At 54.7% G+C, this 18,306-nt stretch carries 14 protein-coding genes and 1 pseudogene; 9 read left to right on the top strand and 6 right to left on the bottom strand.

The genetic code is table 11. The features are described 5' to 3' along the window. Positions 1-94: 94 nt before the first annotated feature. The 4 genes and pseudogenes from ACR3EH_RS18130 to ACR3EH_RS18145 all read left to right on the top strand — a co-directional run bounded on the left by ACR3EH_RS18130 (position 95) and on the right by ACR3EH_RS18145 (position 4,008). Positions 95-1,219 (top strand): ABC transporter permease, encoded by a 1,125-nt coding sequence (locus ACR3EH_RS18130; RefSeq protein ID WP_171187834.1) that lies wholly within the window; start codon positions 95-97, stop codon positions 1,217-1,219. A gap of 30 nt (positions 1,220-1,249) precedes the next feature. After that, a pseudogene (locus tag ACR3EH_RS18135) lies at positions 1,250-2,034 on the top strand (ABC transporter ATP-binding protein). A 79-nt stretch (positions 2,035-2,113) separates the two neighbouring features. Beyond that, positions 2,114-3,355: an MlaD family protein gene (locus ACR3EH_RS18140; RefSeq protein WP_480634868.1), complete on the top strand. Its 1,242-nt coding sequence runs from the start codon at positions 2,114-2,116 to the stop codon at positions 3,353-3,355. Further along, positions 3,352-4,008 (top strand): ABC-type transport auxiliary lipoprotein family protein, encoded by a 657-nt coding sequence (locus tag ACR3EH_RS18145; protein ID WP_171187829.1) that lies wholly within the window; start codon positions 3,352-3,354, stop codon positions 4,006-4,008. Before ACR3EH_RS18140 ends, ACR3EH_RS18145 begins: the two co-directional genes overlap by 4 nt. A gap of 119 nt (positions 4,009-4,127) precedes the next feature. Here the strand turns inward: ACR3EH_RS18145 and ACR3EH_RS18150 are convergent, their stop codons facing one another. From ACR3EH_RS18150 to ACR3EH_RS18175, 6 genes are read right to left on the bottom strand one after another with little or no spacing between them, the layout of a single operon-like run. Then, positions 4,128-5,651 carry a DHA2 family efflux MFS transporter permease subunit gene (locus ACR3EH_RS18150; protein WP_171187827.1) on the bottom strand — a complete coding sequence of 508 codons (1,524 nt, stop codon included), beginning with the start codon at positions 5,649-5,651 and terminating at the stop codon, positions 4,128-4,130. After that, positions 5,648-6,631, bottom strand: coding sequence for an HlyD family secretion protein (locus ACR3EH_RS18155; RefSeq protein WP_171187826.1), 984 nt, complete (start codon positions 6,629-6,631; stop codon positions 5,648-5,650). The genes ACR3EH_RS18150 and ACR3EH_RS18155 overlap by 4 nt, the downstream gene beginning before the upstream one ends. A 32-nt stretch (positions 6,632-6,663) precedes the next feature. Next, positions 6,664-6,990, bottom strand: a complete 327-nt coding sequence (locus ACR3EH_RS18160) for a cytochrome o ubiquinol oxidase subunit IV (protein ID WP_253746687.1) — start codon at positions 6,988-6,990, stop codon at positions 6,664-6,666. After that, on the bottom strand, positions 6,983-7,615 hold the full coding sequence (locus tag ACR3EH_RS18165) for a cytochrome c oxidase subunit 3 (protein ID WP_171187824.1): 633 nt from the start codon (positions 7,613-7,615) through the stop codon (positions 6,983-6,985). The genes ACR3EH_RS18160 and ACR3EH_RS18165 overlap by 8 nt, the downstream gene beginning before the upstream one ends. Then, entirely contained in the window at positions 7,612-9,702 is a 2,091-nt protein-coding gene (locus tag ACR3EH_RS18170) for a cbb3-type cytochrome c oxidase subunit I (protein ID WP_171187822.1), read from the bottom strand. The genes ACR3EH_RS18165 and ACR3EH_RS18170 overlap by 4 nt, the downstream gene beginning before the upstream one ends. Then, positions 9,699-10,658 carry a cytochrome ubiquinol oxidase subunit II family protein gene (locus ACR3EH_RS18175; RefSeq protein ID WP_171187820.1) on the bottom strand — a complete coding sequence of 320 codons (960 nt, stop codon included), beginning with the start codon at positions 10,656-10,658 and terminating at the stop codon, positions 9,699-9,701. The genes ACR3EH_RS18170 and ACR3EH_RS18175 overlap by 4 nt, the downstream gene beginning before the upstream one ends. A gap of 159 nt (positions 10,659-10,817) precedes the next feature. Here ACR3EH_RS18175 and ACR3EH_RS18180 point away from each other — a divergent pair, with 159 nt between their 5' ends. The 5 genes from ACR3EH_RS18180 to ACR3EH_RS18200 all read left to right on the top strand — a co-directional run bounded on the left by ACR3EH_RS18180 (position 10,818) and on the right by ACR3EH_RS18200 (position 18,258). After that, positions 10,818-12,065, top strand: a complete 1,248-nt coding sequence (locus ACR3EH_RS18180; protein ID WP_253746685.1) for a lytic murein transglycosylase — start codon at positions 10,818-10,820, stop codon at positions 12,063-12,065. Positions 12,066-12,750: 685 nt separating this feature from the next. Then, positions 12,751-13,644 (top strand): UTP--glucose-1-phosphate uridylyltransferase GalU, encoded by an 894-nt coding sequence (galU, locus tag ACR3EH_RS18185; RefSeq protein WP_171187818.1) that lies wholly within the window; start codon positions 12,751-12,753, stop codon positions 13,642-13,644. A 68-nt stretch (positions 13,645-13,712) separates the two neighbouring features. Then, the gene (locus ACR3EH_RS18190; protein WP_171187816.1) at positions 13,713-15,152 is read left to right on the top strand and encodes a mannose-1-phosphate guanylyltransferase/mannose-6-phosphate isomerase; all 1,440 of its coding nucleotides are present in this window, start codon (positions 13,713-13,715) and stop codon (positions 15,150-15,152) included. A 165-nt stretch (positions 15,153-15,317) separates the two neighbouring features. After that, positions 15,318-16,388, top strand: coding sequence for a DUF2793 domain-containing protein (locus ACR3EH_RS18195; protein ID WP_171187814.1), 1,071 nt, complete (start codon positions 15,318-15,320; stop codon positions 16,386-16,388). A 565-nt stretch (positions 16,389-16,953) separates the two neighbouring features. Beyond that, positions 16,954-18,258, top strand: coding sequence for a UDP-glucose dehydrogenase family protein (locus ACR3EH_RS18200; protein ID WP_171187812.1), 1,305 nt, complete (start codon positions 16,954-16,956; stop codon positions 18,256-18,258). The last annotated feature ends 48 nt before the right edge of the window (positions 18,259-18,306 follow it).

Below are 18,306 nucleotides of genomic sequence, written 5' to 3' on the forward strand. Positions count from 1 at the left end.
TCAGGCGTGACGCGCGCGCCATCCTGCTCCACAAAAACCCTGCCTTTCGAAACAAAGGCTTGCGGGCCAAAGGGGTTTTACTTCACATGACGATATGACGAAGCCAGCGATATCAGCCGAGCGCGACACCGACGGTACTCATGTCCGTATATCGGGTGAATTGCTGACCCAATTGCTGCATTCGGTAGAACAGGACTTTGCGGCTATCCAACCTGCACCTGACAGGGTCGTTTTTGATTTGTCCCACATTGAAGCGCTGGACACTGGCGGTGCGTGGCTGATCGCTGACCTTGGTCGGCGGTGCACCTCGAACGGTGCGACGATAGAAATCCAAGGGGCAAAGCCTGCGCACGCCAAGCTGATCGATACTGTAACGCATAGTATACCGGACAACCCGGGCAAACTCGAAGACCCCCGCAGCTTTACGGACTGGGTTGCCGATGTTGGCCGCAGCACGTTCGGGGCCTGGAAGGATACGCTGTCTATGCTGGAGTTTCTGGGGCTTACGTTGCACCGGCTGTTTAGAACCGCTGTGATGCCCTGGCGGCTGCGCAAAGCAGCGTTGGTCACGCATATGGAGGAGACTGGCGTCAAAGCCCTGCCAATTGTGGCCTTGATGGGGTTTCTGATCGGCGTTGTTCTGGCCTTTCAGGGCGCAACGCAGCTCAAGCAGTTTGGCGCAGAGATCTTTGTGGTCGAATTGATCTCAATCTCGGTTCTGCGCGAATTGGGAATTTTGCTGACCGCCATCATTGTTGCAGGCCGCTCGGGTTCGGCGTTCACAGCATCTATTGGTTCGATGAAAGTCCAGGAAGAGATCGATGCCATGCGGACCCTTGGACTGGATCCGATTGAGGTGCTGGTCATTCCCCGTGTCCTCGCTCTTTTGATCATGCTGCCCATTCTGGGTTTTGTGGCAGACATAGCCGGTTTGTTCGGTGGCGCCTTGATGAGCTGGATTGACCTTGGCGTGAGCCCAGGGATGTTTCTGACACGGCTGAAGGAAAACACGGATGTCTGGCAATTGGCGGTGGGTTTGATCAAAGCACCCTTTTTCGCTTTGGTCATTGGCGTGATCTCTTGCTGGCAAGCCATGCAGGTCAGAGGGTCCGCTCAAAGCGTGGGTCAGCGCACGACGGCTTCCGTTGTGCAGTCCATCTTCATGGTCATTGTGATTGACGCCCTGTTCTCGATTTTCTTCTCAGAGGTCGGAATTTGACATGATCAGCGAAACACAAGAGGCACCGGCTTGACAGAAACGCAGCGAGAGCCCGTGATCCGTGTGCGCGGCCTTCGAAACCAGTTCGGAACGCAGGTTGTGCATGACAACCTTGACCTTGATGTCTGGCGTGGTGAGGTTCTGGGAATTGTCGGCGGGTCCGGGACAGGCAAGTCCGTTTTGCTCAGAACAATTGTTGGACTGAACAAACCCGCTGCAGGAAGTATCGAGGTTCTGGGTGTCGATGTCTTGAACGGTCCCGAGGAAGATCGGCGCCGCATCGAACGCCATTGGGGTGTGGCATTTCAGGATGGCGCGCTGTTTTCCTCTTTGACCGTGTTGCAGAATGTAATGGCCCCGCTGCGCGAGCACACTGACCTCAGCGAGAAATTGATGGAGTCCCTCGGCGCGCTGAAAATCAGCTTGGTGGGTTTGCCGCAACTGAGCTGCGGCAAGTTTCCATCCGAGCTGTCTGGCGGTATGCGCAAGCGTGCGGCGCTGGCACGGGCATTGGCGCTGGACCCTGAGATCGTTTTTCTGGATGAGCCAACCGCCGGATTGGACCCGATCGGTGCGGCGGCTTATGATGAGTTGATTGGCGAATTGCAGCGGGCCCTTGGGTTGACGGTGTTCATGGTTACCCATGATCTGGACAGCCTTTATGCCATCTGCGACCGGATTGCCGTACTTGCAGAACAGCGCGTACTGGTTGAAGGTCCGATAGAAGACATGACCAAGGTCGATCATCCTTGGGTGCAGGAATACTTTACAGGCCCCGCGCCCGCGCAGCACAACAGAAGGGCCAAAACAGGTAGAGGCAATGGAAACCCGAGCGAATTATATCCTGATTGGCGCGTTTACCCTTGCAGGGCTTTTAGGCGCGTTCGGTTTTTCCTGTGGCTTGCGAAATTTGAGGTCTCGCGCCAATACGCTTACTATGACGTCTTATTCGACAATGTCTCAGGTCTTTCCGCCGCGGGAGGTGTAAGCTTTAACGGCCTTCCCGTGGGGCAGGTCATTTCGTTGAATCTGGATGACGACGACCCCTCGAAAGTCAGGGTGCGCATCGAAGTAGATGCAGACATTCCAATCACTGACGAAACCGTGGCGCAGTTGCAATCACTGGGTGTGACCGGTGTCGGTTATGTAGAGCTGACGGGTGGGTCGCCAGATTCACAGCGATTGGCACAGGACAGCGTGATCAAAAGCAAGCGGAGCACGATTCAGTCCTTGTTCGAAGGCGCGCCTAAGGTTCTGGACGAGGCTGTCACGCTTTTGGAAAGTCTGAACAAAGTCGTTGACGACAAGAACCGCGAGGCCGTGAGCAACATACTGGACAACCTTGCGTCAGCCACAGGGCGGCTGGACAAAACACTGACCAGCTTTGAGTCTGTCGCTAGCGACATCGGCAGTGCGGCCAAGGATATTGGCGAGTTTTCCAAACGCCTGGATCCTTTGGTCGAAACAGCGGAAACAACACTTAATGCCGGTACAGATACACTGAATTCAGTCAAATCCGCGTCCGAATCCGCAAAAGCCGCGCTGGACGAGGCAAAAACCACGATCCAGACGGCAGACCGCATCCTACAGCAGGATATTCAACCCTTCATTGAACGCGGCTCGCGACTGGCTGAACGGTTAACCCTGTTGTCGGACGAAGGCAGCGTCACGCTTGGAATTGTCAACGAAACCGTCCTGAACGCAAATACAACGCTGGGCTCGATCACTTCAGCGATGGACACAGCAAAAGGGGCATTGTCCTCGGCAGAGACAGCGTTCAATTCCGCCAACCGCGTTATGGAAGAAGAAGTCGCGCCAGTTGCGGCCGACATCCGCAAGGCCGCCAACCAAGTGACCGAAACAGTATCAAACATCACTGAGAAGATCGACCAAATCTCGGACGATGTACTCAGCGCGTCCAACTCGGCGTCCGAATTACTGGGCACAATCGACGGCATCGTTCAGTCCAACCGCCGCCAAGTGTCGGACTTCCTGCGCGTTGGTCTTCCGCAATTTGTCCGTTTCGTCGAAGAAGCCCAACGCCTTGTCATCAGTGTAGACCGCCTTGTGGACAAGGTTGAACGAGACCCTGCGCGTTTCCTTTTAGGCACCCAAGCATCGGAGTTCCGTCAATGATCAAGCCTGCTCTCGCTATGCTGGTGGTTGCCCTGATCGGCGGCTGTGCCGGTCTGGGAACGTTGCAACAAGCGGCCAGACCCAATGATCTGTACCTTTTGACGCCCAAAAGCACATTCTCGTCCGCGTTGCCCAGAATACAGAAGCAGATCGTTGTACAGGAACCCACGGCCACTGCAGCGGTGAATACCGATCAAATCGCCATTCAGCCAACACCCTATCAGGTGCAGTACCTGCCACGGGCTCGTTGGGTAGATCGCGCGCCATTGATCGTTCAGACCCTGTTGGTGGAAAGCTACGAAAACTCGGGGAAAGTTGCCGCGGTTGGACGTTCCACAGTTGGCCTGAGAGCTGATTATGTAATCGCACCGGACCTGCGCGAGTTTCAGGGCATCGTGGTCCAAGAAACAGAAACCGGTAAATCGGTCCGTATTGAAGTGCGTATGAACATAAAGGTCATTGACGAATACGAAGACAAGATTATCGCGTCCAGTTCGTTTCAGGAAAACGTTGTAGCTGCCAGCGATCAAACGCCGGATTTGGTCAAAGCATTTGATCTTGCCTTGGGTCGTGCCATGCGAGATGCCGTTGAGTGGAGTATTCGCAGGATCAACACACATGTGGCAAACAACCCAAGGTCTACCCCTAGCTAGGCCTTGAAGCTTAGACTACGGCGAACTGGACCGGCGTATTCGCTGTTTATTGCGAAAATCCGTTTACTCAGGTGGTCGGCACAGCTCTCATCGCCTGCGTCTAAGCACACGTGCCTAGGTTAGTGCACATGGGCTGTCGATTGGGTTCCCGGCTTAGGGGCGCGGCAAAAGAACAACAGCGGAATTGTCGCCAAGGCCAGCAAGCCGAGATTGTTGAAAACGGTCAGGTATGAGATCATTTCCGCTTGTCGCGCAATTTCCTGCCCCAGAATCACAGCACCCTCAGCACTGTCAGGTGTCAGACCAAGCGGGCTCAGATAAGCCTGTGCTGCCGGGTTGTACGGTGTAACATTCTGGCTGAGCACTGCAGTATTGGTCTGAAGCCCGCGTACGATCCATGTGCCGACCAGCGAGATTCCAACCGATGACCCCAGTTGCCGGGTCACGTTGAACAAGCCAGATGCTTCATCTTGCCGGTTTTTACTGATGCTTTCAAACGCAAGGATAGACATTGGAACGAAGACCAATCCCATCCCTAACCCACTGATGGCTCCGGGCCACGCCAGTTCCCAAAATCCGGCGTTGAGGTTGAGCGCCCCCATCATGAAATTGCCAATCGCAGTCAGCAACAGTCCGGCACCTGTCAACACACGTGGATCGAAATGATGAACCAGCACCGCACCTGTTAAAACCATCGATAACCCGGCAGTTATGCCGCGCGGGATAAACAGGTGGCCCGAAGCGATCACCGGGAAATCGAGCAGATTTTGGACAAGCGTTGGCAATATTGCGATACCGCCAAACAGTGAAACCGCGAAACCTGCGATGATCAGGTTGCACAGGGCAAAATTCCGGTCCGCAAAAAGACGCAGGTCTACGACTGCATCTCTGGAAACCAGCGCGTGAACAACAAATCCAATCGCTCCCAGAATTGACGCTACAACAGCCACCTGGATTATGCGGGACGACATCCAATCCATGGTTTCGCCCTGGTCCAGAACAAACTGCAGGCACCCGATACCAAGCGCCAACAAGGCCAAACCTTTCCAATCGATCTTCACATCTTCGGTTTTATCTTCGGGCAATTCTCCGGCTAGCAAAAGAAGGGCAAGAGCCGCCACAGGCAAATTAACAAAGAACACCATACGCCACGAGAAATACTCGGTCAGGATCGCGCCAACCGTTGGCCCAAGGACCGGCGCTACTACGACACCCAACCCGAAGATCGCCATCGCCTTCCCACGGTCTTCCCTGGGGAAGGCATCGAACAGGATCGATTGTGACAGTGGGATCAAAAACGCCCCAAACATACCTTGGGCCAATCGAAAGGCAACAATGACCTCTAAGCTCCAAGACAGGCCACACATCACCGACATCAGGGCAAATCCGCTGACCGCCGTCAGGATCAGCCGCCGCCGACCCACACGGCGCGCTACGAAACCAGTCAGCGGCATAATGACCACGGCTGACACGATATAGCTGGTCAAGATCCAAGTCGCTTGATCAGTGGTCGCCCCAAACGCCGCCTGAATGTGGGGCAACGCGACGTTGACGATCGTGCTGTCCAACACTTCCAGTATGGCGCTGAGGACAACAGCGACCACGATCACCCGGTTTACATGACCGGACGTCGCCGAAGTCATTTACCGTCCGCCGGACCTGTTGTGTCTACAACAACTTTACTGCTGCCACCGACACGCAAAGGGGCATCGGTCGGATCCAATTCGATCCTAACCGGAAAACGACGCGTGACCTTAACCCAGTTACCGCTGGCATTCTCGGAAGGCAGCAATGAAAACGTGTCTCCTGATCCGCGCCCAATGGAAGCCACTTTTCCGCTCAGTTTCACACCGGGCAGCATGTCGACCTGAACCGTGACCGATTGGCCGGGTCGGATGCGTGGCAATGACGTTTCTTTGAAGTTCGCATCCACCCACCAGTCCGATGACTCGACAATCGAAAACTGCGGAGCGTTGGCCGAGACCGATGACCCCGGCCGCAAAGTCAGATTTGCGACCCAGCCGTCCGCCGCAGCAAAAACCTTGGTCCAGGCAAGATTTGTTTCGGCGATCTCAAGCTGTGCTTGCGATGACAGGATGTCGTCCTGCTTTGCCTCCAACCCGCTTTGCAGTGCCAACAGGCTGGATTGGCTGGTCGTCAGTCGCGCTGAGGCTTGTGCGAATTCCGATGTGGTCTGATCCAGTGAAGCTTGTGCCACATCCCCCGAGGCAAACAGCGCCTTCGCTCTTTCGAGGCTTTTGTTCGCCGTGTCATAAGCGGATTGGGCACTTTCAACAGCTGCTTCGGCTGCGGTTATCTGAGTGGAGTAAGACTTGGCCTGTTGCACTGCACTGTCCAAATCGGCCTTTGCCGCATCGACCGACGCTTTGAACTGGGTTTCGTCAATTGAAAACAGAAGGTCGCCAGTCTTGACCGGTTGATTGTCCGAAATATGAACCTCGGCGACCTGGCCAGTTACCTGAGCCGCCACATAGATAATATTGGCTCCGATATATGCATCCTTGGTGGATGGATACCTTTCTTCATGCCGCCAGAACAGTAACAATCCAACCCCAATGGCTACCAACATTACGGCGATTGCTGTGGTTTTGAGAGGTTTCATCGTCACTTCCCCTGGTTCGCAGTCTGAGCCACTTACATTGCGTGCATATGCATGCGTATCGCCAGATTGCCCAGGACCCAAACAGTACCAAGGATCATGATCAGCAGAACCATGGTGGAAAACAGGACCAGATGAAGGTCTTCCCGGCTGCTGCGTCGGCGGTCGATATGCAGGAAATACACAAGTTGCAAAACAAGTTGGGCCAGACCCAGCAAGCCGATCGTCAGATAGACGCCGACCGTTTCGATGCCGAACACATACGCCACTCCGAACATGGCGAGTGTAAGGATCAGCGAGCCGCCATAACCGATGACATAGCGCCGTCTTTCGCGCCGGTGCATTTCGGACCTGTTATCCATAGGTCAGCCCTCCAAAATACACGATGGTGATAATGCCGATCCAGATCAGGTCGAGAAAGTGCCAGAACAACGCCAAGCGAACGACCCGAGAGATGATTACATCCGTCATTCCTTTGACCCTCAGTTGGATACCCAGAACGATCAGCCACAAACACCCTGCTGCAACGTGCAAACCGTGCAACGGAACCAAACCAAAGAATGCCGAAAGGAACCCACTGCGTTGCGGGACACCGCCCTTTTCCGCCATAGCCATGAAATCGCGCAGTTCGAGCACCAAAAAGCTGATTCCCAACAACAGTGTGACACCAAACCACAAAATGATGCGCCCGCGCGGTAAATTGTATTTCAGCGCCAGCATGGCAAGACCAACCGTTAGGCTGCTGGTCAATAGGATCAGGGTCTGAGCAAAGACGCTTTTCAGGTCGAACAACTCGTGGGGACCGGGGCCGCCCGCCTGTGCATCGATCATGGTTATGTAGATCGCGAACATCAGCCCAAAATAGACCAGATCGCTCATCAGGAAGACCCAGAACCCAAAAGTAACAACTTCGGCTGCTTTGTGGGCGCTTGCGTGGCGCTCTCCAAGGTTGATGCCGGGGTAACTATGTGTTGGTGCGCGCTTCACGTGACCGCCTCCAGATCAGGGCGGGCAAGGCCGCGGTTTTCCGGCGAGGTCTCATAGTCACGATCTACCGCCTTTTCGTTGTAAACCAACGAAAGCCACGCTTCGTGATCTCTGCGCACTTCTTCTGCGGGGATGGTAAATTCGGTGCTGTCGTCGAACGTCCAAATGATCACCGCCAGGATTATCAACACGGTCATAAGGACCGCCAGCCACCAGATCCACCACACCAGCGCAAACATCCAAATGCCACTAAACACACACAGGATAAAGCCAATCCCGGTGTTGCGAGGCAGCTCGATATCCTCATAAGCGTCCGGCGTTGGGTACGCGGCACCCCTTTCTTTGGCCGCCGCAAAGTCATCCCGGTCAGTCACTTGTGGAATGATCGCGAAGTTGTAGGGCGGCGGGGGCGACGGGATTGACCATTCCAACGTGCGGCCATCCCATGGATCCCCTACCGGAACGCGTGTTTTTTCGCGGTCGCGGATGCTGACCCACAATTGGATAAGGACCGAGAACAAAGCGCACGTGATCACCAGCGCCCCAACGATGGCGACGATCATGAAAGGGTGGAATGACGGATCGTCGTAACTGAACGAGCGTCGCGGCATTCCCATTAACCCAACAAAATAGAGCGGCATGAAGGTCAGCAGAAACCCTATGGTCCAGAGAGCGACTGTTATCCGGCCCCAGAACTCGTTCAGGCGGAAACCGAACGCCTTGGGGAACCAATAGTTATAAGCCGCCAAAAGGCCGAACAGCACGCCCGGCAACAGAACGTTGTGGAAATGCGCCACCAGAAACAGCGTGTTGTGCACCTGATAGTCTACCGTTGGATTGGCCAGGATCACCCCGCTGAGGCCACCAATCACAAATAACATCAGAAATGCCAGCCCATACAACATCGGCACCGAAAACCGGATACGTCCTCGCCACAAGGTTGCCATCCAGTCATAGACTTTCACACCGGTCGGAATCGCGATCAGCATAGTTGCAATACCAAACACGGCGTTGATCAACGCGCTTTGACCCATGGTGAAAAAGTGATGCAACCAGACCGTGAAGGACAGCACCGCAATCGACATTGTCGCAATAACAAGCGAGTTGTAGCCATAAAGCCGCTTGGCCGAGAAGGTCGCGAAAACTTCGGAATAGATGCCATACGCAGGCAGCACCAGCAGGTAAACCTCGGGATGACCGAACAGCCAGAACAGGTTGGCGTAGTTCATCATATTGCCGCCGAGATCGTTGGTGAAGAAGTGGAAGTCCAGATAACGGTCAGCTGCCAGCATCAGCGCCGCAACACCCAGGGGCGGCATCGCAAAGACGATGAGGATCGAACTGCAGATAATCGTCCAGCAATACATAGGCAGACGCATAAAGGTCATACCCGGCGCACGCATCTTGTAGATCGTTACTGCAAAGTTGATGCCTGTGAGCGTGGTCCCAATACCCGACACGACGATGGCCCAAATCCAGTAGTCTGGACCGACGCCCGGATTAAACGCGGCACCGGTATATGGTGGATAGGCCGTCCAACCACCGGTTGAGAACCGCCCGACCACCAGCGACACCATCAACATCATGCCTGACGACACCGTCAGGCCCAGACTAATCTGGTTCAGCCGCGGAAAGGCAACGTCGCGCGCGCCAATCATCAGCGGAATGACATAATTTGCGATGCCAAAGACAAAGGGAACAGCCACAAAGAAAATCATGATTGTGCCATGGGTGCTAAACAGCTCGGCAAAGTGTTCAGCCTCCAGAAAACCGTCACCTGGCCCAGCCGCCTGCTGCGCGCGCATGACGACGCCTTCCAATACGCCGCGCGCCAACATCACGATGGCAAATACGACATACATGATGCCAATCTTTTTGTGATCAACGCTGGTCAACCAATCGCGCCACAGCGGCGTCCACAGTCGAAACCAGCTGAGCAACCCGACCACAGCAATGACACCAACAATCACGACGCCCGCAGCCGCATTTGCCACGATCTCATTGGCGTTGGGATCTTGAAGCAACCCAGCAATTGGCAGCGCATCCCAGCTGAGTCGGCCAAAAAATCCTGTCTCTGGAGATGTCATTCTTGCGCCTCCTGCCCGAAGGATGCCGTGCCCGGTTGTTGATCGGCAGGCAAAGCCTCGCCGCTGTGATACCGGTGCAGAATGCTGTGGAACACATCCTCTTCCAGCGTGAAATACAGCGCATCATCAGGCATCTGTGCCGTCCCCAAAGCCGCCTGGACCTCGTCCCTGTCGGTCCGCATCGCAAGCGTCTGATAGGTGGCCGCGTTCAGCGGGATGCCGCCGGTGCGCACTTTGTCGACCCACGTATCAAAGGCGTCTTGCTCCATCGAAACTGTGCGGAACTTCTGTTTGGTAAAACCGCGTCCGTTATACTGCGTGTTTTCGCCCTGCATGACCTCTGGGGTATCCGCGACCAGATGCAATTGCGTTGTCATACCGGGCATCGCGTAAATCTGACCGGCAAGAGCGGGGATCATGAAAGACTGCATCACCGTGTCGGTGGTCAACGTCACGGCCACCTGTCGTTTGGTTGGGATTCCAAACTCGCCCACGCTGGCAATGCCCAGATCGGGATAAAGAAACAGCCATTTCCAATCCAATCCCACCACCTGAACCCGCACAGCAGGCTCCTCACCAAAAGCAGCCGAATATGGATCAAGCCTGTGTGTTGCCTTCCAAAGATAGAATGACAGGAGTGCCACGATTAAAACAGGCACGCCCCACATCACAAATTCCAGCTTTGCTGAAAAATCCCAGTCGGGACGATAAGCTGCCGCACCACCCTTTCGGCGTCGATACCGAAACGCAATCAACGGCACCAAAACCAAAACGGGAATAACGGCCACCATTATCAGCGCAGTGGCTCGCAAAAGATGGGTTTTCTGAATTGCTGCAATCGGACCTTGCGGGTCCATGAAGCTGTCGCTGGCAAAGGCCATCGGTGGTGTCACCGTCAAAAGGATCAAAGCAGCCATCACAAGCGAGGACGGGTTGGACAATCTGCCTTTGGCCATAACGCACAGCCCTCTCATGATCCAAATTCCGCTCAACTATCGGCAAATGCAAAAGATTTCTCAAGACCTTTCCAAACCCCAGATTGCCGGGGTACAACTTCTTTCAACCTTGGGTCACAACGGGCGTTACGCGTTGAGACCCCAACGGAGCAGAGACGCATGTTTTCTTTGATGCGCAAAATACTTGTCGCCACTGGTCTGATCCTACTCTCACACGCCGCTGTGGCGCAGGATCATGCTGAAGTTGAACGTCAGTTCCACGCTTGGCTACAGGACGAGGTTTGGCCAAAGGCACGAGCCAAAGGGGTTTCAAAGCAAACCATGGATCAGGCGTTGTCTGGTGTTACTTTGAACTGGAAACTGCCTGATCTGGTTCCTCCCGGGCAAAAAAACAAAATACCGCAAACACAAAAACAGGCCGAGTTCGGTTCGCCCGGACGCTATTTCAACGCTGGATCAGTTCAGGGCGCCACGTCCGTCGGGCGCAAAATGGCACAGCGTCACGCGAAGACGCTCGCCGTGGTCGAAAATGAAACAGGCGTTCCCGCACGGATTATCCTCGCAATCTGGGGCCGAGAAAGCGGTTACGGGCAGGTGCCGATCCGCCATGACGCATTCCAGGTTCTGTCCACCAAAGCCTTCATGAGTACCAGAACTGAGTATTTCACGGGCGAGTTGATCGCTGCTCTGCAAATCGCGGAAAACGGACATTTGTCCGCGCGAAAAATGAAAAGCAGTTGGGCGGGCGCATTAGGCCAGCCGCAATTCATGCCGTCTAACTATTTAACCTATGCAAAAGACGGCGATGGGGATGGGCATGCTGACATCTGGGGCTCGCCCGCCGATACTATCGCATCGATCGGCCACTACCTCGACCAGCATGGCTGGGTTAACAATCGGGACTGGGGTTTTGAGGTGTCTGTTCCTGAAACCGTGCCGTGTTCTCTGGAAGGGCCCGATCAGGGTCGCCCCATTCACAAATGGGAAGAGATGGGGATAGCTCGTGTCTCGGGCAGGCCCTTCCCAGCCCATGAGCGGGATGGTGAAGGATATCTGATGATGCCAGCCGGACGGCATGGGCCAGCCTTTATTGTCACGCCGAACTTCTACGTGCTCAAGGAATACAACAAAAGTGATCTTTATGCTTTGTTTGTTGGTCACGTCGGAGATCGCATTCAATTTGGCGTCGGGGATTTTTTAGAACGGTGGGGAAAGGTCGATGGGCTGTACCGGTCCGATATTGCAGCGATGCAGCGTGCTCTTGAACAGATGGGCCATGACGTTGGCGGAGCGGACGGGTTGCCTGGGTTCAAAACGCGCCGCTCGATTGGACGTTGGCAACAGACCGTGGGCTTTGCGTCAACTTGCTTTCCGGAACCCACCATGAAAGCCCAACTCGTACCCTGAAGGAGGTCGAAGGACCGAGCCCATAATCTGGATGGAGGCCCAAAACACGCTCGCCCGATTGACCATACGGCGGCGAAACACGCTAAGCTCCGCCGTATTCGCGTCCATTTTGGGGAATTTTACGCAATTGTCGCCAATTTCGGAACAGAGCAGCGGGTTCAGAAACCCAGTATTCACGTTGTGGTTATCGACAGACGAGCTTCTATCAGCAGAGCGTTTTCTCAGTTGTAGCTCCTCGGATAAAGGTGAAATCCAAGCCCCTGTACAACGCTAAAATTACCACAATGCAAGGTCACTGAAGCCGAAAACGCCTGCTCAAAAAGCGCCGTATTTTGAACAGGATACGTGCTGATAAGCTGATATTTCTTCCGCCCCTTCAGCGAAAACCCAAATGCTGTGAGAGGACGATAAATCGGTTTCAAATTGTGTGGCATTCGCGCGCAATCGGTTCGCGGAATAAAAGCAGCGAACAATCTCATAGGGCTGCGCAAGACGTCGCTTTTTCGGTTCCTCTTGGTATTACCTAAAAAGAGCTCTCTTTTGACACCGGCCCGACAAGGTGGCACGATTTGACCAGTTGCCGCCCGCAACATCGGGCATCATTGATTGATCAGGTTCAGCAGCCTATGAGAACGTGTCGGACAAACCCCGCTTTTCCGGCTGAATATTGAAATTGAGAGGCGTCATGACACGCAAGGTCACCAAAGCAATATTTCCTGTTGCAGGGATGGGAACACGGTTTTTGCCGGCCACCAAATCGGTTCCAAAAGAAATCATGACCTTGGTTGACCGGCCTTTGGTGCAGTATGCTATCGACGAAGCCCGCGCGGCGGGTATCAAGGAATTTATTTTTGTCACCTCACGCGGGAAATCCGCGCTCGAGGACTATTTCGACCACAACCTTGTACTTGAACAGGAATTGAAGGCGAAAAAGAAAGACAAACTGCTTGAAATCCTGAATGAAACGAACATGGAAAGCGGCGCGATTGCCTATATTCGTCAGCACAAAGCTCTGGGTCTTGGACACGCCGTTTGGTGCGCCCGCCGCCTGATTGGGGACGAACCCTTCGCCGTCATGCTGCCGGACGACGTCATCGCAGCAGACAAACCCTGCCTTCAACAAATGATCGAAGCCTATGAAGAGACCGGAGGCAACATGGTCGCGGCCATGGAAGTCTCCTTAGAAAAAACAAGCTCTTACGGGGTATTGGATGTTGGGGACAGCATTGGTCCGGTCGTGCCGGCTCGCGGCATGGTCGAAAAGCCCGAGCCGACCGAAGCCCCATCAAATCTAGCAGTTATTGGCCGCTATGTTCTACGCCCGTCTGTGCTGAATAACCTGAACGCTATGAAAGCCGGAAGCGGTGGTGAAATCCAGCTGACCGATGCCATCGCCGAAGACATCGCTGATGGTGTTCCCGTATTTGGTTATAAATTTGACGGCCAGCGTTTTGATTGCGGGTCAAAATCGGGGTTCCTGCAAGCCACAGTCGCTTTTGCGCTTGCCCGTGACGACCTGCGCGAGGATCTGAGCCAATACCTCAACGATATTGTAGCAACCGGGAAAGCCGCCCAGTAGTTATAAGCCATTTCATTGAGTACGATTAAAGAAATACCTTCTGTGATTACCAGTTCAAGGGCATACGCATGACGAATACAGTTCATCCCGTCATTCTTTGCGGAGGATCAGGGACACGTTTATGGCCTCTGTCTCGCAAAAGTTACCCCAAGCAATTTGTTCCTTTGGTGGGTGACGCCACCCTCTTGCAGGATTGCGCTGACCGAATGCTTGGACCGTCAGATATGCCTTACGCAAAGCCGCTGGTTCTGACAAATGAAGCGTTTCGTTTTATCGTGCCCGAACAATTGGCCGAGGTCGGCATCGACCCCGGCCCCATCCTGATTGAACCAGAAGGGCGCAACACCGCTCCTGCTGTTCTGGCAGCAGCACTTTACCTGGCATCCCGAAACCCTGACGCCATCATGCTTGTGGCCCCTTCAGATCACGTGATTCCAAACAAGTCCGCCTTCCATTCAGCCGTAGCCGAAGGCGCGCGCGCGATAAGAGAACGTGGTGATCTGGTGACCTTTGGTATCACGCCTACACGACCAGAAACCGGGTATGGGTACCTCAAACTCAGCCACGCGCCGGACTCAACGGAACGTGCCGTCCCGCTGGATCGCTTTGTCGAAAAACCGGATGAAGAAACGGCGCAATCCATGTTGGCTGATGGTAGCTATCTGTGGAATTCGGGCATCTTCCTTTTCGCGGTGCGCGACGTCATAGCTGCATTCGAACAATATGCGGGAAATTTGATCGCACCCGTCCAAAAGGCAGTTAATGAGGCAAAAACTGACTTGGGCTTCCTACGACTGGATCCTGCCGCTTGGGCAGACGCTGCTGACATTTCAATAGACTATGCGGTCATGGAAAAGGCATCGAACCTAAGCGTGGTTCCGTATTCCGCAGGTTGGTCCGACGTCGGAAGCTGGACAGCCGTACAAGAACTGTCAGACATGAACGAAGACGGCGTTGCGACAGATGGCGACGTCACTGCAATCGAATGCCGTAATGTTCTGATACGATCAGAATCGCCGACTCAGGAAGTGGTGGCAATGGGGCTGGAGAATGTGATCGCAGTTGCGATGCCCGATGCGGTTCTGGTGGCCAGCATGGACAAGGCCCAGGATGTGAAACAGGCCGTCACTGCGCTGAAGGAAAAAGGGGCTAAGCAAGCAGAGGCCCTGCCGGTTGATCACCGTCCGTGGGGTTGGTTCGAAAGTCTGGTGATCGGTGACAGGTTTCAGGTCAAACGGATTCATGTTCACCCGGGCGCGGCACTGAGCTTGCAATCTCATCACCATCGATCCGAGCATTGGATCGTCGTTAAAGGCACTGCCAAAGTCACAATCGACGACAAAGAGCAACTGGTGAGTGAGAACCAATCGGTCTACATTCCGCTGGGTGCCACGCACCGGATGGAAAACCCGGGCAAGGTTCCGATGGTTCTGATCGAAGTTCAAACCGGAGCTTACTTGGGCGAGGATGACATTATTCGCTACGAAGACATCTATGCCCGCGAATAATTTCCGAAAGCCTTTTACCTAACCCCGAAAGCTGAGCCCGTTTTGCGGTTCAATGGTTAGCAGAAGATTTCCTGGGCGGTCGGCCCGGTCACAGAGGATTGACGCGCTATGCTGCACTGTGGCGCGCAACCGATGTTTCGGGCCGACAGCCACAGGAGGACCCTCGTGTCACAAACCTCACCCCGATTGAACCTTCCGTTTTTGCAACCCTCACAGGCGCAAAAGCACGTCACACATAACGAAGCACTGCGGCAACTTGATCTGATCGTGCAACTGACGGTCCGCTCAACCCACACCGACACGCCACCCGTGGTCCCTGAACAGGGAGAAGTTCACGCGGTTGGATCCTCTCCCACAGGGGATTGGGCCGGGCATTCCGGGGACCTCGCCGCTTGGCTGGACAACGCCTGGCATTTCGTGGTGCCCTCTCCTGGTTGGCGCGCTTGGGATGAAACCGCTGGGGATCTCAGAATCTGGGACGGCACAGCATGGGTTCCACTGCCCATCGACACGCAAAACCTGGATAGCGTCGGTATTGCGGCAACCGCCGACGCAACCAACCGCCTGACTGTTCGAAGCCCAGCGACGCTGCTGACCCACGACGGCGGCGGGCATCAGCTTAAAATCAACAAAGCCAGCGCAGGTGATACCGCGTCGCTCTTGTTCCAGTCGAACTGGACGGGCCATGCCGAGATGGGATTGTCTGGCAGCTCAGGTTTTTCAATCAAAGTGTCCCCCGATGGCGCAAACTGGACCCAAGCGCTGAGCTTTGACCCGACCACCGGCGCAGCAACAGGAGCAGCTGTGCAAAGCGATGCGTCCGACACCAGCACTGGTCGACTCATGCGGGCGGATTATGGCTATGGGCCAGGCAATCTATTGGGATCCGTTTCAGAAAGCGCGGGCACTCCAACCGGTGCCGTCATAGAACGTGGCCAAAACTCAAACGGAGAGTTTGTGCGGTTTGCCGACGGGACGCAGATTTGCACCGCTACCTTGCCCGCAGTTGATTGTTCTGGCGCTGAGGGTGCTTTTTTTTCGAGCTCCACATTCACTTGGGACTTTCCCACGCCTTTTGCCGCGACGCCAAGCGTCACTGGCAGCGGAGGCGCTGTCGGCCGGTTTGTTGGCTTGGACACGCCCGGCACAACGCGGGTTGACGGCAAAGTGCTGTCGGCGCTGTCGGATTCCTCCGCGTTATCACCGTCCGTAACCGCAATCGGGCGCTGGTTCTAAGCCAATAGGCCGTCCGGCTTTTGCACCGGGCGGCTATTTGTGCCCCAAGCTTTAGGGAACCGTTCCGGCGAGTCCGCTGAGAGATTGTGAAAACAACCTCATATAACACGCCCTCGTCCTTTCAACAAAGCGCTATATTTGGGCTGATTGGTTCGGAAATTCTCACCTCAGAAAACAAGTCCTGAACACCCATCTTGGCAAAGTAACTGGCTGTCGCTTGGCTTTAGTCGGTTTGCAATGTGGCGGCAAACTCTGAACGTCAAACAGTGCGCTTCGTTGATGCGCTGGAAAGGGTAAAACGGAGCAACATGTTTGTTCCAATGGACATTCTGGTCCATATCCAGAAAAAATTGGTGACGTAAACTCCGTTCAAACTGGGTGTAAATTGGACAAACCTGTGTTGCACGCTGAGAGACGTTGCAAAAGTTTACGCACCCTTATTGCTTCAAAAACAGGTAGAACCTATGGGGTACAGTTTACGGGCGCAGTGAACCATTGAATTTACCGCTGGTTTCTTTGATTGTTCGCGCGTTGTCGGCAGGTATTGGTAAGAAGGACTTTTGAGATGCGTATTGCGATGATCGGCACCGGTTACGTCGGCCTTGTGTCTGGCGTGTGCTTTTCGGATTTCGGTCATGATGTGATTTGCGTCGACAAGGCGGACCAGAAGATCGACATGCTCAAAGCCGGAAAGGTTCCAATTTACGAACCCGGCCTCGACGTGTTGATGGCCAAAAACGTGGCTGCCGGTCGCCTGAGCTTTACCACCGATTTGGACGCGGCCGTGGACGGAGCAGACGCGGTCTTTATTGCAGTGGGAACCCCGACCCGACGCGGTGATGGCCATGCAGACCTGACCTATGTGATGGCGGCTGCAGAAGAAATCGCACAGGCCGTCACCGGGTATACCGTGATCGTCACAAAATCGACTGTGCCTGTAGGCACCAACAGGCAAGTGCAGGCAGTGGTCGCGGCCGCCAACCCCAACGCAGAATTCGATGTCGCTTCGAATCCTGAATTTCTGCGCGAAGGGGCTGCGATTGATGATTTCATGCGCCCTGACCGCGTTGTGGTTGGGGTGGAAAACGACCGCGCTGCTGAAGTGATGGCCGAGATTTACCGCCCACTCTACCTGCGCGATTTTCCGATCCTGACCACCGATCTGGAAAGTGCCGAGATGATCAAATATGCCGCCAACGCGTTTCTGGCGACCAAGATCACGTTCATCAACGAAATCGCTGGCCTGTGCGAGAAGGTCGGCGCAGATGTAAAAGAGGTGTCTCGCGGCATGGGGCTGGACGGACGGATCGGCAACAAATTCCTGCACGCAGGGCCCGGCTATGGCGGTTCGTGTTTCCCCAAGGACACTGCGGCACTGGCGCGGATTGGCCAGGATCACGCGCATCCGATGCAGATCACCGAAACAGTAATTCGCGTGAATGACGAAGTCAAAAAGCGTATGATCGAAAAGATCCGCGAGGCCTGTGACGATCACTTCAACGGCAAAACCGTTGCGGTTCTGGGGGTTACTTTCAAACCCAATACAGATGACATGCGCGATGCGCCTTCTTTGTCCATTGTCCCGGCCCTGATCGGCGGAGGCGCGAAAGTGCGCGTTGTGGATCCACAAGGAAAATCCGAAGGCGAAACTTTACTGCCGGGCGTCGAATGGTGCGATGATCCTTATGTTGCCGCGCAAGGGGCTGACGTTCTGGTGCTGCTGACGGAATGGAACGAGTTCCGAGCGCTGAACCTTGGCGACTTGGCCCAGGCCATGAGCACACCCAGAATGGTCGATCTCCGCAATGTCTATTCAGAGAGCAAGACCCTGAAGGCTGGCTTTGATACCTATGTCGGAGTGGGGCGCTGAGCTTTTCCGGTCTGGTTGTCAGGCGTTGCCCGCAACATTCCAGCTTTG

The sequence above is a fragment of the Ruegeria sp. BG7 genome (assembly GCF_056535685.1).

Excerpts from the sequence above, each read along its gene's own strand:
- ACR3EH_RS18150 (WP_171187827.1), bottom strand. The coding sequence starts at position 5,651 with ATGACTTCGGCGACGTCCGGTCATGTAAACCGGGTGATCGTGGTCGCT.
- ACR3EH_RS18145 (WP_171187829.1), top strand. The coding sequence starts at position 3,352 with ATGATCAAGCCTGCTCTCGCTATGCTGGTGGTTGCCCTGATCGGCGGC.
- ACR3EH_RS18155 (WP_171187826.1), bottom strand. The coding sequence starts at position 6,631 with ATGAAACCTCTCAAAACCACAGCAATCGCCGTAATGTTGGTAGCCATT.
- ACR3EH_RS18170 (WP_171187822.1), bottom strand. The coding sequence starts at position 9,702 with ATGACATCTCCAGAGACAGGATTTTTTGGCCGACTCAGCTGGGATGCG.
- ACR3EH_RS18180 (WP_253746685.1), top strand. The coding sequence starts at position 10,818 with ATGTTTTCTTTGATGCGCAAAATACTTGTCGCCACTGGTCTGATCCTA.
- ACR3EH_RS18200 (WP_171187812.1), top strand. The coding sequence starts at position 16,954 with ATGCGTATTGCGATGATCGGCACCGGTTACGTCGGCCTTGTGTCTGGC.
- ACR3EH_RS18130 (WP_171187834.1), top strand. The coding sequence starts at position 95 with ATGACGAAGCCAGCGATATCAGCCGAGCGCGACACCGACGGTACTCAT.
- galU (WP_171187818.1), top strand. The coding sequence starts at position 12,751 with ATGACACGCAAGGTCACCAAAGCAATATTTCCTGTTGCAGGGATGGGA.
- ACR3EH_RS18175 (WP_171187820.1), bottom strand. The coding sequence starts at position 10,658 with ATGGCCAAAGGCAGATTGTCCAACCCGTCCTCGCTTGTGATGGCTGCT.
- ACR3EH_RS18190 (WP_171187816.1), top strand. The coding sequence starts at position 13,713 with ATGACGAATACAGTTCATCCCGTCATTCTTTGCGGAGGATCAGGGACA.
- ACR3EH_RS18160 (WP_253746687.1), bottom strand. The coding sequence starts at position 6,990 with ATGGATAACAGGTCCGAAATGCACCGGCGCGAAAGACGGCGCTATGTC.